This is a genomic window from Streptomyces sp. NPDC002795 (assembly GCF_042888725.1).
GTDB lineage: Bacteria > Actinomycetota > Actinomycetes > Streptomycetales > Streptomycetaceae > Streptomyces.
On sequence record NZ_JBIAQB010000005.1, the window covers coordinates 306113 to 320124 of the forward strand.

At 71.7% G+C, this 14012-nt stretch carries 12 protein-coding genes; 3 read left to right on the top strand and 9 right to left on the bottom strand.

The features are described 5' to 3' along the window. The 9 genes from ACFYWS_RS17470 to rpmB all read right to left on the bottom strand — a co-directional run bounded on the left by ACFYWS_RS17470 (position 1) and on the right by rpmB (position 12282). The gene (locus tag ACFYWS_RS17470) at positions 1-1521 is read right to left on the bottom strand and encodes a Wzz/FepE/Etk N-terminal domain-containing protein (protein ID WP_389276575.1); all 1521 of its coding nucleotides are present in this window, start codon (positions 1519-1521) and stop codon (positions 1-3) included. After that, the gene (locus tag ACFYWS_RS17475; protein WP_389276578.1) at positions 1518-2885 is read right to left on the bottom strand and encodes a Wzz/FepE/Etk N-terminal domain-containing protein; all 1368 of its coding nucleotides are present in this window, start codon (positions 2883-2885) and stop codon (positions 1518-1520) included. Before ACFYWS_RS17475 ends, ACFYWS_RS17470 begins: the two co-directional genes overlap by 4 nt. Next, positions 2882-4129: a glycosyltransferase family 4 protein gene (locus ACFYWS_RS17480; protein WP_389276581.1), complete on the bottom strand. Its 1248-nt coding sequence runs from the start codon at positions 4127-4129 to the stop codon at positions 2882-2884. The genes ACFYWS_RS17475 and ACFYWS_RS17480 overlap by 4 nt, the downstream gene beginning before the upstream one ends. Positions 4130-4133: 4 nt before the next feature. Beyond that, a complete protein-coding gene (locus ACFYWS_RS17485) occupies positions 4134-5459 on the bottom strand; it encodes a nucleotide sugar dehydrogenase (protein ID WP_389276584.1) in 1326 nt (441 codons plus the stop codon). A 72-nt stretch (positions 5460-5531) separates the two neighbouring features. Beyond that, on the bottom strand, positions 5532-7055 hold the full coding sequence (locus ACFYWS_RS17490; RefSeq protein WP_389276587.1) for a sugar transferase: 1524 nt from the start codon (positions 7053-7055) through the stop codon (positions 5532-5534). Between the two features lie 550 nt (positions 7056-7605). Beyond that, positions 7606-9567 (bottom strand): beta-N-acetylglucosaminidase domain-containing protein, encoded by a 1962-nt coding sequence (locus ACFYWS_RS17495; RefSeq protein WP_389276590.1) that lies wholly within the window; start codon positions 9565-9567, stop codon positions 7606-7608. A gap of 170 nt (positions 9568-9737) precedes the next feature. After that, complete coding sequence (locus tag ACFYWS_RS17500; RefSeq protein WP_389276593.1) at positions 9738-11591, bottom strand: SpoIIE family protein phosphatase; 1854 nt, start codon at positions 11589-11591, stop codon at positions 9738-9740. Between the two features lie 149 nt (positions 11592-11740). Then, on the bottom strand, positions 11741-12046 hold the full coding sequence (gene rpsN / locus ACFYWS_RS17505; protein WP_389276596.1) for a 30S ribosomal protein S14: 306 nt from the start codon (positions 12044-12046) through the stop codon (positions 11741-11743). Next, positions 12046-12282, bottom strand: a complete 237-nt coding sequence (rpmB, locus tag ACFYWS_RS17510) for a 50S ribosomal protein L28 (protein WP_389276599.1) — start codon at positions 12280-12282, stop codon at positions 12046-12048. Before rpmB ends, rpsN begins: the two co-directional genes overlap by 1 nt. An 83-nt stretch (positions 12283-12365) precedes the next feature. Between rpmB and rpmG the strand changes: the two genes are divergently transcribed. From rpmG to ACFYWS_RS17525, 3 genes are all read left to right on the top strand, one after another. Further along, positions 12366-12530 (top strand): 50S ribosomal protein L33, encoded by a 165-nt coding sequence (gene rpmG / locus ACFYWS_RS17515; protein WP_389276602.1) that lies wholly within the window; start codon positions 12366-12368, stop codon positions 12528-12530. Between the two features lie 70 nt (positions 12531-12600). Further along, positions 12601-12855, top strand: coding sequence for a type B 50S ribosomal protein L31 (locus ACFYWS_RS17520; protein WP_326016274.1), 255 nt, complete (start codon positions 12601-12603; stop codon positions 12853-12855). Further along, the gene (locus ACFYWS_RS17525) at positions 12855-14009 is read left to right on the top strand and encodes a CobW family GTP-binding protein (RefSeq protein ID WP_389276605.1); all 1155 of its coding nucleotides are present in this window, start codon (positions 12855-12857) and stop codon (positions 14007-14009) included. The genes ACFYWS_RS17520 and ACFYWS_RS17525 overlap by 1 nt, the downstream gene beginning before the upstream one ends. Positions 14010-14012 lie beyond the last annotated feature (3 nt).

Consider the following 14012-nt stretch of genomic DNA (forward strand, 5'->3'; position numbering starts at 1 on the left):
CTACCGAGCCTCCTGGTCGTTGTCCGCGCCCCGTGCGGCCCACGCGGGCTTGCGCTCCGTGCGCCGCGGGCCCGACCCGTTGTGCCGGGCCGTCTTCTCGCCCCGGCCGCGCAGCGCGGTGTGCAGGCCGTCCCAGAGGGTGCCGTCGGTGCGGTCCCGCGGATCGGGGTCGATGAGCACCACACCGATCACCGGGATGCGCTGCTCGGCGAGTTGGCGTGCCACGGTGTGCAGCCATGCGGCGCTGCCGTATCCGGCCCGCACGACGAGCACGGTCTGGGCGCCGAGGTACTGGAGGTCGGTCCACGCCGTACCGGGCGCCACGGAGCCGACTCCGATCCTGCGGTCCTGGGGCGGGACGGCCGCGGCGTGCTCACCGCTGACGATCCTGGGGCCGCCCGGCTGCGGGCGGTGGTCGGCGAGCTGCGGCCCTGGCAGTCCGTCGATGACGACCACCGGGCCCTCCGCCGCCAGGGCCCCCGCGAGGTCCAGGGCGATCGTGCTCGTGCCGCGCGCGCAGCCCAGTTCGAGCAGCGACAGCGGTTCCGCGGAGCCGTGCACCGTGCGGGCCAGGGTCGCCGTGAGGCGTTCGCGGGTGGCCCGCGTGCCCCTGCGCCGCCAGGGACCGCCGGATCGCCGGGGCAGCTCCGCGATGACGGAGGCGCCCAGGTTCGCCGAGATGTCCCGGCGCAGTACGGGGCGGTCGGCCACCACCGCGCCGACCGCGGCCAGGGCGAGCCCCAGGACGAGGCCGAGGACGAGGCCGATCGCGGCGTTCGTGGCGGCCGCCTTGGGCAGCGAGTGCTTCACCGCGCGCGGCGCGTCCACGATCTGCGTACCGGCGACGACCTTGGGTGTGCCGGTGCGCGCCTCCGCGGCCCGCTGGTCGAAGTCGGCGATCCGCGAGTTGAGTTCGGCCCGGCGGGAGAAGAGCGATTCGGTGCCGGCGGAGTCCTGCGGCTCGGTTTCCGGCGACCGGTCGCCGATCTCCTTGTTGACCCGGGCGAGCTCCGCACGCATCCGGTCGCGCTGGTCGAGCAGGGCCTGGGACTCGGCCTTGGCCGCCGCCCGCATCCGGCGCACATGGTCGGCGACGAACGCGTCGGCGAGCGCCTTGGCCCGGTCCACCGCCAGCGCGTCGCTGTCGGCCGTCACATCGATCTGGAGCACGTTGTTGGTCAGTCCGGTGCCCCGGTAGTCCTTCATGAAGTCCTCGGGACTCTCCGGGGACTTGAGGGTCTCAAGGGCGTCCTTGGCGATGCGTGTGGTCCCCAGCACCTCGATGTCGGTGCGGATCAGTGTCCCGGTGTCGTTCGGCTGGTCCTCCTGGTGTGCGACCAGCACCTTGGTCACCGCGCTGGGCGGCGGCGGCAGCAGGACCGCCACCGCCGCGCCGACGATGAGCCCGAGCAGCGCCAGGGCGCCCCACAGGCGGCGGCGCCTGCGCACCGCGACCACCAGCGCGTGCAGGTCGAGCAGCGGGGTGCCCGCCGCCGACTCCGAATTCCTGTTCGTCGTCACGCCGAGCCTCCCGTCGCGTGGCCGCGCACCGCGAGCGCGGGAGTGGCATGGTCCGGCGGCTGCTCGGTTGGTCCCGCGGGGCGGGCCCTGACCGGTCCCGCCACGACGATGCCGACGATCTCCTGCCGTGCGTCGGCGCACGCCTCGGCGATGCCGGTGAGCTCTTCGGAGGTCCAGCTGCCGGCGCTGAGGACGACCACGGCGCCCGACTCGGTGCCGCGGTCCGGCACGATCGGCCGGTCCACGGGAACCACGACCACGCGCAGCGCCGGGTCGCCCTTGGCCTCGGCGACGAGCTGCCCCGCGGCCCGCAGGGCAAGCTCGTCGCCGTCCGGGACGACGGCCAACAGACGTCGGGGGGCGGGCAGTTCGGCGCGGATGCGGGCGCAGACCCGCCGGTAGCGGGTGCGTCGCGCGGCCTCGTCGCCGGACCGCTGCGGGGCCGGCACGTCCCATCGGATGTCGGTGCCGAGCAGGCGGCGCAGTCCGGCCCGCGGGCCGCCTCCTTGGTCCCGCTGCGCCCGCTGTTCCCCGGGCACGTCGACGGCCCCGAGGAGCGTCGAGCCGAGCGCGGAGGCGATCTCCTGCTCGGTCCGCAGCCTGCGGTTCATCCGGGCGGAGGTGAGATGGCCGATGACGGCGATCAGGAAGAACAGCAGCGCTCCGGCGACGATGAGTTGCGTCCTCGTCGGCGGCGCCTGACCGGTCGGCTTCGTGGCCGGGCCCATGACGACCATGCTCGCTTTGTCCGTCGCCGGGTCGGCCTCCTCCAGCTTCTTCATGGCCGCCTCCAGCGAGTTGCGCAGGTTCTCCAGCGCGGTGCGGGCCTGTACACCCTCGACGGTGCGGCCCGGGTCGGCGCCCTCGGCCAGGTCGGTGATCCGGCGGTTGGTCTCCTGCACCTTCTTGCGCAGGGCCTCGGGTCCCGCGGCCGCGTCGGCGTCGGTCGCGCCACCCGCGATCCGCGCGGAGAACGCGACGAACTGCTGGGCCACCCGGTCACTGAGCTGCTGCGCGCGCTTCGGGTCCTCGGCCGTGCCCGAGACGGTGATGATGTTGCCGTCGGCGGCCTTGGCGGCCACGCGGTCGCGCAGGTCGGTGCCGTTGACGCCCGCCCAGTCGAGCTTGGCGGCCGCACGGTCGACGACCGACGAACTCGTCGCGATGTCCACCTGTGTGAGCAGCTCGCGCTCCTCCCACTGGCCCGGCAGCAGCACGGATGCCGACGCCGTGTACCGCGGTGGGAACACCACGGAGACGCCGTAGCCGACGAGCGCGCCGACCACGGTGAGGACGGCGAGAAGCCGCCACCTTCTACGGAGTATCCGGCCGATCGTGACCAGGCGGATCGTGTCGTCGATCACCGACGCCGCCTCCTCCTTGCCTGGGAGGGTCCGCGCCCCGCCACCGCGGCGGCGTAGGCGGCCAGCAGTGACTCCTGCGAGTTCCGCCAGGACAGCGGCCCGCCGATGCGCTCCTGGCCGATCTTGCCCATCCGGGCGCGCTGCTCGGGGTCGTCAAGGAGTCGCGCGACGAGACCGGCGAATTCGGCCTCGTCGTCGGCACGCGCGTAGAGCGCCGCTTCACCTGCGGAGACGCGCGCCTCTCTGAGGTCGAACGAGACGATGGGCCGGCCCATCGCCATGTACTCCAGGACCTTGTTCATGGTCGATACGTCGTTGAGCGGGTTGCGCGGGTCGGGCGAGAGGCAGACGTCCGCGGTGGACAGGTAGCGCACCAGGTCGGCGTCAGGGACGCGACCGGTGAATTCCACCTGGTCCGTAAGCCCGAGCTCCCGGGAGAGCTCCACCATCGCGTCGAAGGCGTCGCCGGAGCCGACGAACACGGCGTGCCAGTCGGTCCGTCCGAGCTCGTCGCGCAGCTTGGCGAGGGACCGCAGGGCGTAGTCGACGCCGTCCTGGGGGCCCATCACGCCGAGGTAGCACAGCAGGTGCGGCTTGCCGCGCTTCAACTCCGGTTCGGGCGGCACGGGTTGGAAGCGGTCAACCTGGGGCGCGCTGCGCACCACGAAGACATCCTCCGGCCGCTTGCCGCCGCGCCCGAGCGCGACGTCGCGGTAGCTCTCGTTCGTGGCGAGCACGACGTCCGCGGCCCGGTAGGTCCGCCGTTCGAGGGCGCACACGCCGCGGTAGAGCAGGTCCTCGCCGCGGTCGAACCGCGAGAGGTACAGCTCGGGCACGAGGTCGTGCTGGTCGAAGACGAACCGCGCGCCGCGCCTTCTCAGCCAACCGGCCGCCAGGAACAGCAGGTCCGGTGGGTTGCAGGCGTGGACGACGTGGACCGGTCCCACCTTGCGGACGAGGCGGGCGGTGTGCCACAGCGCGGAGCCGTACTCCCGCAGATAGCCGGCCGGTCCGCCGGTGGCGGCGCGCAGCGGGTAGCGGTGGATCCGCACCCCGTCGATCACCGTCTCGGCTTCCGTGTCCCGCTTCGTCCCCTGTGGGCAGATGACGTGCACGGTCCAGCCCGCGTCGCGCAGCGTCGTGCACTCCTGCCACACCCTTCGGTCGAAGGGGACCGACAGGTTCTCCACCAGGATCAGCGCGCGCCGGTTCGGCCCGCCGCCGTGGGTTGTTTCTTCGTTCATCGCGTTACCAAGCAAGGCCCATGTACCCCGGTTCGGCCCGGCGCGCTTCGGCGTCGGGAAGGCGGACGAGATCGACGATCGCCGGGCCGCCGCTGAGCGGCAGCGCCGACAGGACGGCCTGATCTCTGGTGCCGACGAGGCACACCTCTGCGTGGTCCAACACGTCGTCGACGGAGTCCGCGAGCAGCTGTGCGAGGTGCGGGAGCCGGCCCTCGATGTACTCGCGGTTCGCGCCCATCAGCCGGGAGAGGCTCACGTTGGCGTCGTAGATCTTGAGGTCGTACCCCTTGCCGTAGAGCCGCTCCGCCAGCTCCACGAGCGGGCTCTCGCGCAGATCGTCGGTGCCGGGCTTGAAGGACAGGCCGAACAGGCCCACCTTGCGCTTTCCGGTGCGCTCGACGAGCTCCACCGCCCGTTGCAGGTGGTCGGCGTTGGACGCGAGGACGTGGGAGAGGATAGGCACGGAGACGTCGGCCCGCCGCGCCGCGTGCACGAGGCTGCGCAGGTCCTTGGGCAGGCAGGAGCCGCCGAAGGCGAAGCCGGGCCGCAGATAGGCGGGGCTGATGTTGAGCTTGCGGTCGGCGAGGAACACGTCCATCACCTGGTGCGAGTCCACGCCCAACGCCTGGCACACGGCGCCCAGTTCGTTCGCGAAGCCGATCTTGAGTCCGTGGAACGAGTTGTCCGCGTACTTGATCGCCTCTGCGACCGGGACCGGCACCCGGAACACCTCGCCGGGCAGCCCTTCGTACAGCTGGGCCACGACGTCGCCGCTGGCCTGGTCGAGCTGCCCGATCACGGTCTTGGGCGGGTCGAAGAAGTCCCGCACACTCGTGCCCTCGCGCAGGAACTCCGGGTTGACCGCGACGCCGAAGTCGACGCCCGCCGTGCCGCCGAGGCTCTTCTCCAGGATGGGCACCAGCAGGTTCAGGCAGGTGCCCGGGAGCATGGTGCTGCGGAACACGACCGTGTGCCGGCCGCCCTCCCCCTTGCGCTCGGCCAGCGCGGCGCCGATCTGCTCGGTGACCCGCTCCAAGTACGTGGTGCACAGGCTGCCGTTGGGCTCCGACGGCGTGCCGACGCAGATCAGCGACACCTCGCTGTCCATGATCGCCGCACGGACGTCGCGGGTGGCGCGCAGGGCACCGGTCCGCACGACCTCGGCGGTGAGCTCGCCGATCCGCTCCTCGACCACGGGGGCTCTGCCGTTGTTGACCAGGTCGACCTTCGCCTGGTTCACGTCCACGCCGATGACCTCGTGGCCCTGGCCCGCCAGGCATGCCGCCGAGACGCAGCCGACGTAGCCGAGTCCTAGGACGCTGATCCTCATGACCGTTCCTCCCCCCAGAGCAGGCCCTTGTGACCTGCCGTTCATACGCCGACGAATCGGCGCCCCCCTGCTTCAGTAAGCCCCTTGTCCGTGGAGCACGGCCCGCAGCGTCTTCCACAAGATCACCGTGTCCAGGGCGAGCGACCAGTCCTCGACGTACCGCAGGTCGAGGCGGACCGCCTCCTCCCACGGCAGGTCGCTGCGCCCGCTGATCTGCCACAGGCCGGTGAGCCCGGGCTTGACCAGCAGCCGCCGCCTGATGTCCGGGCCGTACGCCGCGGACTCCTCCGGCAGCGGCGGCCGCGGACCGACGAGCGACATCGATCCGGTCAACACGTTGAACAGCTGCGGGAGTTCGTCGAGCGAGTAGCGGCGCAGTACGTGCCCCACCTTGGTCACCCGCGGATCCCGCCGGAGCTTGAACAGCAGCCCCGCCCCGTCGTTCCGGTCGGCGAGACCGGCCCGTTTCCCATGGGCCCCGTCTTCCATGGTGCGGAACTTGACGATGGTGAACTCACGGCCGTCCTTGCCCACCCTGCGCTGCCGGTAGAACACCCCGCCCCGGCTGTCCACCAGGACGGCCAGGCCGACGAGCACCATCAGCGGCGTGAACAGCAGGATCAGGAGCAGCGCGCCCAGCCGGTCGACGATCCCCTTGATCGCCCGTCGCCCCCCGGTGAACGTCGGCATGCTGACACGCAGCAGCGGTATTCCCAGTACCGCGTCGACGTGCAGCCGCGGTCCCGCCACTTCCATCAGCACGGGGGCCACGACCATTTCGGCGTCGCTGCCCTCCAGGTTCCAGGCCAGCCGCTGCAGCCGGTCCGGTGTCCAGTGCGGGTCCGGGGTGACCGCGACGACCCGGTAGCCGTCGCGCGAGACGTGGTTCGCGACATCGGTGAGGGGGCCGACGACCGGCACCCCGTCCAGTTGGTCACCGTCGAGCCCGTGGCCGTCCGCCGTGCAGACCGCCTCCACCTGCCAGCCGATGTGCGGGAACTTGCGGGTTCTGCTGATCAGGTCGCGCACGGTGGCCGTGCTCCCGGCGGCGAGCACCGGTCGTAGGCAGTGGCCCTCCTTGCGCTGTCTGTGCAGCCACAGGCGCAGCACATAGCGCGCGGTCATCGTCACGAGCGCGATCGCGGGGATCGCGACGAAGATCCATAGCTTGATGTTGCGCGAGGTGAGCGCGATGCCGCCGAGCGCGAGCACGACGGTCGCCGCGAACAGTGAACGTCCGAGCCGGCGGAATTCCTCGGCGCCCTGGCCGAGCACGGCCGGGGCCCACGAGCGGCTGACCGCCAGTGCCCCCAGCACCAGCAACTCGGTGCCGAACGCGAGGATCTTCCACTTCTCGTGCCAGTTGGCCGCGTCCCTGACGCCGAAGAAGCCGCCGAAGGCCGTCACGACGAGGGCGGTCGCCACCGTATCGCTGATGATCACGATGCGGCGGTAACGCTGTTCCCAGTCGCTCGCCGGTCGACGTAATGCCCCGTTCACCGGACGCCCGCGTGCAGGCGGGAACGGGCTGACCAATTCCCCCTGTTGTACGGCCCCGTCCGAGTCGCCAGCGGGTTCGACGTGCTCGCCCAACACGGTTACTCCCCCCTCGGGAGGCCGCCGCCCCCCGTGCTGTTTCCCCTCCTCGGGAGGCCCCCCGCCCCCCGCACCGCGCTGCTCCTCCCCCTCAAGAGGCCCCCGCCTCCCGTGCATGACGTACCTGTTGATTCAGCGCCGCATGAGCAATCCGCTCAGTCGGTAGCGGACTTGACGCGCTGTCCCGGATCGGAAGGTCGATGCGCTCCGGATTCCCTCGGGCACTCCCCGCGCCCCAGGCCCCCTGTCGGGCACGCGAAACGATCACCCCCCGTTCGATTTTGGTGCGGCCGCGGTCGGTCGCGTGCCACACCGGCCCCCATAGATCGCCATTTTTCGCCCAGTGTCCCGGCATGTGAAGCACGGTCAATCTAGACCATTGAGGCCGCCCATAGAGAGGGATGTGTGGAATTTGTGGTCAAGGTTTGAAGTTGCCTACACGATCAGCCATTCTCGGCGGGATTCCACCCCCCGCACACCGGGACGGACGGCCTCCGGAAACGACAACGCCCGCCCCGGTCGCGTACCGGGGCGGGCGTTCGCGGCGTCGTCACATCCGGGGTGCCTGCTCGATGAAGGTGTCCAGCACTCCGTCGGCCACCTTGATCGGACCCTGGGGCCGGGTGGTGCCGGGGATGGTGGTCACGGCGGATGCCTGCTTCGCCAGGTCGGCCGCCTTCGCGAAGTCCCCTTCCCCGCTACCGGAGTTGAGCTGGGCGCGCAGCCCGTCCAGGGTGGCGTTCAGGGAGCCGCCCCACAGCTCCAGGGCATCCAGCCACGGCTTCGTCTGCGCCAGGAATGCCTGGTCCTGCATTCCGGCGCGAATCTGCTCCGGAGCCCCGGCGAGCACGTCGGCGTAGGCCGAGAGCTTGCGCAGTGCGGCCCGCCGTTCGGCTCCGGACCCGCCGTCCCACGCCTCGCGGAACTCGGCGATGCGCGCGGCTAGTTGGGGCGCCTGCGGCTGCCAGTTGGTGTCGCCGAAGGTCGGCGCGAGATGCTGGGTGTCGAAGAAGGCGAGCAGGGCCCGCGCGGTGTCCCGGTCGCCGCCCGCCAGGTAGTCGGCGGACGCGCGCCAGGTGCGGTCGGCATCGTAGTCCTCGTCGTTCCAGGCGAACGACGCGCCGCCGAAGAGCGCGACCTTGCTCGGCGCCGCCTGGTTCATCGGGTTGAGCACGATGCCGCTCAACTCCTTGTGCAGACCGGCTTCCCGCTTGTCGTACGGGGCCATCAGGAGCCGCCCCGTGGTCTGCCCGTAGTCATTGACCGGATAGTTGTCCCAGAGGAACACCTTGCGTCCCCACACCGTGGACGCGGCCTTGGCGTCCGCGAGGCTGATGGCGGGCGGTACGACGTCGGTGCCGGTCCACTGCACGACGATCTTCGGGTCCAACTTCTCGCGCAGTACCGACTTGTACGCGGAGTCCGCCGTGTCGGAGTACTCGGTGGGCACGAACTGGAGCGGCTTGGCGCCCTCATGGGTGTCGATGAACTCCTGCTGCACCGCGTTCAGCAGATCGGCCTGCGCCTGCCCCGCCGCGGCCCGGCCCGGCGCCCCGTACTTCGCCTGGTCGGCGTCGCAGTTCCACTTGGTGTAGCTGATGTCATCGAGCGCCACATAGAAACTGCGGGCGCCCTGCTCGTACAGCGAGCCCAGCTTCTCCTTCAGAGCCTTCACGTCGTCGGGATCGCTGTAACAGACGGACAGGCCCGGGGAGACCGCGTACGTGAAGTCGACGTGGTGGACGGCGGCTTGCTCGATCAGCTCACGCAGGTCGGCGAGCTTGTCGGCGGGGTAGGGGGTGCGCCACTTCTCCCGCAGGTACGTGTCGTCCTTCGGCGTGTAGATGTACGTGTTCGCCTTGACGTCGCCGTAGAACGCGAGTTGGTCGACGCGGTCGCTGTGCGACCAGGGCGCACCGTAGAAGCCCTCGATGCTGCCGCGCAGCGGCATGCTCGGGTAGTCGGTGATCGACACGGCCGCGATCCGGTGCGCCCCGGTCACCAACTGACGCAGCGTCTGGGCGGCGTAGTAGACACCGTCACCGTCATTGCCCGCGAGGACAACGATGTCAGACCCGGACACGGTTCGCGACGCGAGGGAGTAGCCCTCCGGGTTCAGGGTGTCCGGCACGGTGCCGCCCGCGGCCTTGAGCGCCGCGGCCACGTCGGTGTCCTTGATGGAACCGGCCACAACGGTGAACACACCGGGCGCCGGTGCCTTCTTGGCGGCGTCACCGGCCTTGAGGGTGTCGACGGACCGGACCCCGGCGGCGGCCAGCGCCCGCTTGATCACATCGATGCTCGACGCGTCGACGCCGTCACCGAGGACGAGACGCACCCGGCTCGGCACCCGCAGATCGGCGCCCGCCGATCTCATGTCCTGCGGGGTGGGCGTGACGACGGGCGACTTCGCCGCCGATGCGGCACCGCCCGCGCCCTGCGCGCCATCGAACGCCTGGGCAGGCGCGGCGACCGTACCCAAGGTCAACAGGAGCGCGGCGCCGGCGAGCACCGGGCGGGAAACATGGGGAAGACAGGACGCATGACGTTCAGACAGACGGAACACTGCACCTCCACGGAAGCGGACCCTCGCCTTCGGGCGAGGGAGCGTGGTCTAAACCACCACCCATCCATGGCGGTGTCAAGATCCCGTGCCCGAGGAGGAGTTGCCGCCCGTCGCCGTCAGGGTTCCGCCGGACCGTCCTCGTCCACCTCGAACCACACCGTCTTCCCCTCCGGCTCCGGGCGGAGATTCCAGCGGTGGGCCAGGAGGTCGAGCAGGACGAGGCCGCGGCCCGAGGAGGAGAGTTCGCCGGGGGCGCGGCGTGCGGGCACCTCGTCGCTGCGGTCGGAGACCTCCACGCGCAGCCGGCGGCGGCCCTCGGCGCCGCTGATGTCGGCACGCAGGACGGCGGCCTGCTCGGTGTGGATGAGTACGTTGCCGAGGAGTTCGGAGACGAGCAGGAGGACGGTGTCGACCTGCTCGGGGCGGGCCCAGTCGTGGAGCAGGCCCTGGAATTCGATGCGGGCGTCGGCGATGCCCTGGGCCTGGTCCTGTTCGAGGGTGAACCGCAGGCTGCGCCCGGTCCTGTCCGCGTGGTCGTCGAGCGCGTCACGGCGCAGGAGCAGCAGCGCGATGTCGTCCTCGGTGAAGGAGGTGACGGGACGGTCATCCGGCTGCGTGGACTGCGGGGCCACCACCGCGTTCAGGAGCCGGTCGGCCATGCCGTCGATGTCGTCGGCGCCGCCCGGTGTCAGCGCGCTCCGGACCCGGAGCCAGCCGGAGTACATGTCGTGGCCGCCGGACTCGATCAGCCCGTCCGTGCACAGCATGAGAATCTCGTTCTCACGCAGCGTGACGACGCTGACCGGGTAGTCGTCCTCGCCGAGGTCGAGCCCCAGGGGCAGCCCGCCGCGCACGTGCTTGAGCAGACAGGTACCGTCCGGCAGCCGCAGGACCGGGTGCGGGTGCCCGGCGCGGGCGATGCGCAGCGTGCCCGTGCCGGGGTCCGCCTCCAGGTAGATGCAGGTGGCGAAGCGCCCCTCCCCGAGGGATGCCAGGAAGTGGGAGGCGCGGACGAGGACGGCGTCGGGGCCGTGGCCCTCGGCCGCGTAGGCGTGGATGGCGGTGCGCAGTTGTGACATCAGCCCGGCTGCGTGCACGTCGTGCCCCTGGACGTCGCCGATCACCAGGCCGAGGCGCCCGTTGGGCAGGGTGATGCTGTCGAACCAGTCGCCGCCGACCATGAGCCCGCCGCCGGTGGGTACGTAACGGGCGGTGACGGTGAGCCCTTCGGGACTCGGGCCGACGCGCCCCATGCTGCTGCGCAGGCTCTGGGACAGGGTGCGGTCCGCCTGGCCGTCGTAGGTCTGCTCGATGCACCGCCCCAGCAGCCGGGCGAGGGTCATCAGGAAGGTGCCGATGCCGCCGGTCACCTCCACCGGGGCGTCGAAGGCGGCCATCCACACGCCGGTGAGCTGGCCGTACGTGGTGAGCGGCAGGAACGCCCACGCCTGGTACCGGGCCGGCTCCGCGTACCCACTGGCGGAGGGGAACCGGTCCCGGTACTCCTGCGGCGAGGCCAGCACCACCGGCCGCCCGGTTCTCGCCACCTGCGCGGCGGGATGGGCCGTGCGCAGCGGCAGCCGGAACGCGTCGGCCTCGCCGTCGCTCAGGCCGAACCGGCCGACGCAATGCAGCACTTCACGGTCCGCCCGGAAGACCGCCTGCCCGCGCAGCGGGAACGTGGGGTCGGCCAGCCGGGAGATCAGAGTGAGGGCCTCCCCCAGGGACGCGACGCGAGCCAGTGCGTGGCCGGTGATAAGCAGATCGGTGTCGCGGCGGCTCGCGCTCGTCCGCCGCGCGGGCCGGTCCGAGCCCGCGCCCGGCCCTCCGGATGCCGGGCCCGCCAGCCGGTTGAGCACGTCGACCTGGCGAACCTCGGCGTCGTACGCCTCGGGTTCCGCGTGCTCCCCTGGCTCCTCCGGCTCCTCTGGCTCCTCTTGGGGGATTCCGTGCTCGCGCCCGCCACCCACCTGCGGCACTCCCCTCGGCTCGACGCACTCCGGTTCCCCCCATCGTCCGACGATCGGCCGCGTCGCGCCCGCTCTCGCACGCCATGCGGGCGACCACGCCGGGCGCCCGGCCAGGGCGGTGTCTGGTCGGGCGCCCGGACGCGGGTGTGTCACCAGGAGGACTTGGTGACCCCCGGAAGGTGTCCCGCGTGTGCCTCCTCTCGCAGCCGCACGCGGGACAGGCCGAACTTGCGCAGATGCCCGCGCGGCCTGCCGTCCACGCTGTCGCGGTTGCGGACCCGCGTCGCACTGGCGTCGCGCGGCTGCCTGCGCAGCTCGGCCAGGGCCGCGGCGCGCTCGGCCTCCGGGGTGCCGGGGCGCCGGAGGATCTCCTTCAGCGCCGCACGCCGCACGGCGTACCGCTCGACGACCGTCTTCCGCTTCTCGTTCTTCGCGATCTTGCTCTTCTTCGCCATCAGACCTTCCCCCCTCGGGCACGGATCCGCGCCACCGCGGCCTCGACGCCGATGACGTCGACCGTCTTGACCCCCCTGGCGCTCAGGGTCAGCCGCACGCTGCGGCCCTCACTGGCCAGCCAGTAGCGCTTGCGCTGGATGTTCGGGTCGAAGCGGCGCGAGGTGCGCCGGTGCGAGTGGGAGATGCGGTTGCCGAAGCGCGGTGCGGCTCCGGTCAGTTGGCAGTGGGCGGACATGCGGTCCCTCTCCGTCGTGCTGTGTCGTTGCGTGACCATGGCCCCGTTATTGAACATGGAAACCATTGCCATATAGTAGCGGCATGGCACGCAACGAACTGCGCCCGATCGTCAAACTCCGCTCCACGGCGGGCACCGGCTACACCTACGTCACCCGCAAGAACCGCAGGAACAACCCGGACCGACTGGTCCTGCGCAAGTACGACCCCGTGGCCGGCCGGCACGTCGACTTCCGCGAAGAACGCTGAGCGCGACGCCCCGCACGACCACCCGAACCACCCGAACCACCCGAACCGCATGAATCACCTGGAGTCCGCCATGAAGCCCGGCATCCACCCGGCCTACCGGCCCGTTGTCTTCCGCGACAAGGCCGCCGGATTCGCCTTCCTGACCCGTTCCACCCTCACCACCGACCGCACCGTCGAGTGGGAGGACGGGCACACCTACCCCGTGTACGACGTCGAGGTGTCCTCGGCGAGCCACCCCTTCTACACCGGCACCGCCCGCGTCATGGACACCGCGGGACGGGTCGAGCGCTTCGAGCGTCGCTTCGGCCGTCGAGGGGCCCGGTGATGGGGGACCACGACCGGCTGCCCGTCGTGATCGTCGGCGGCCTGCACAGCGAAGCGCGCCGGGAGGTGGTGCGGGGCCTGCTCGACGCGGTGCCGTCCAGCGTGGCCCTGCACCACGACCTCGGCACCGCCCCGTCGGGGACCGTGACCCGCACCATCCGGGATGCCTCCGGTGAACTCGGCCGCGGCGAGGCGCCGTTGGTCAACGACTGTGCCTGCTGCGCCCTGCGCGAGGACCTCGTGCCGGAGCTCGAACGCCTCGCGGGCGACGGACTGACCCGCCTTGCCGTCGTCGAGCTGTGGGACTCCGTCGAGCCGCAGGCCATGGCGGACGTCGTCGCCGCGCACGGTGCGCCGGCGCTGCAACTGACCGGTGTCGTCACGGCCGTCGACCCCGCGCTCGTGCTCCCCTATCTGGGCAACGGGGACGACCTCGCCGAGGCCGGGCTCGCGGCGGCCGCGAGCGATCAGCGTACGGTCGCCGACACCTGGGCCCGGCAGCTGGAGTACGCCTCCGTCGTCGCCGTCACCGAGAGCCCGGAGGCGGACGAGGAGGACCGGGCCCTGCTCGCCCAGCTGCACCCGACGGCGCGGCAGGTGCCCGCCCGCTCCACCGAACTGGCCCGGCTCGTCCTGGCCGGATTCGACGTCGAGGCGGCCCGCAGCGCCCAGCACCCGGCCAGCGCCCGGCTGCCGCAAGAGGCGGAGGAGGCCGGGGTCGGCACCCTCGTATGGCATCGGCACCGGCCGTTCCATCCGCAGCGGCTGTTCGACGCGCTGGAGGATCTGTGCTGCGCGGCGGCCCGCAGCCGGGGGCGCTTCTGGCTCGCCGACCGGCCCGACACCCTGCTGTCCTGGGACGCGGCGGGCGGCGCTCTGGGCGTCGACGACTGCGGGCCCTGGCTGCACTCACTGCCCGACGCCGCCTGGGAGTTGGTGCCGCCCGAGCGGCGCGCGGCGGTGGCCATGGACTGGCACCCGGAGCACGGCGACCGCTGCCAGCACCTCGTGTTCACCTCCCCCGCCCTCGACCGCGAGGGCCTGACCACGCTCCTCGACTCCTGCCTGCTCACCGACGACGAGTACAGCGCGGGCCCGGCCGGCTGGAGCCGGCTTCCCGCCGCCTTCGACCCGCTGCTCGACCCCGCGCGCTGACCC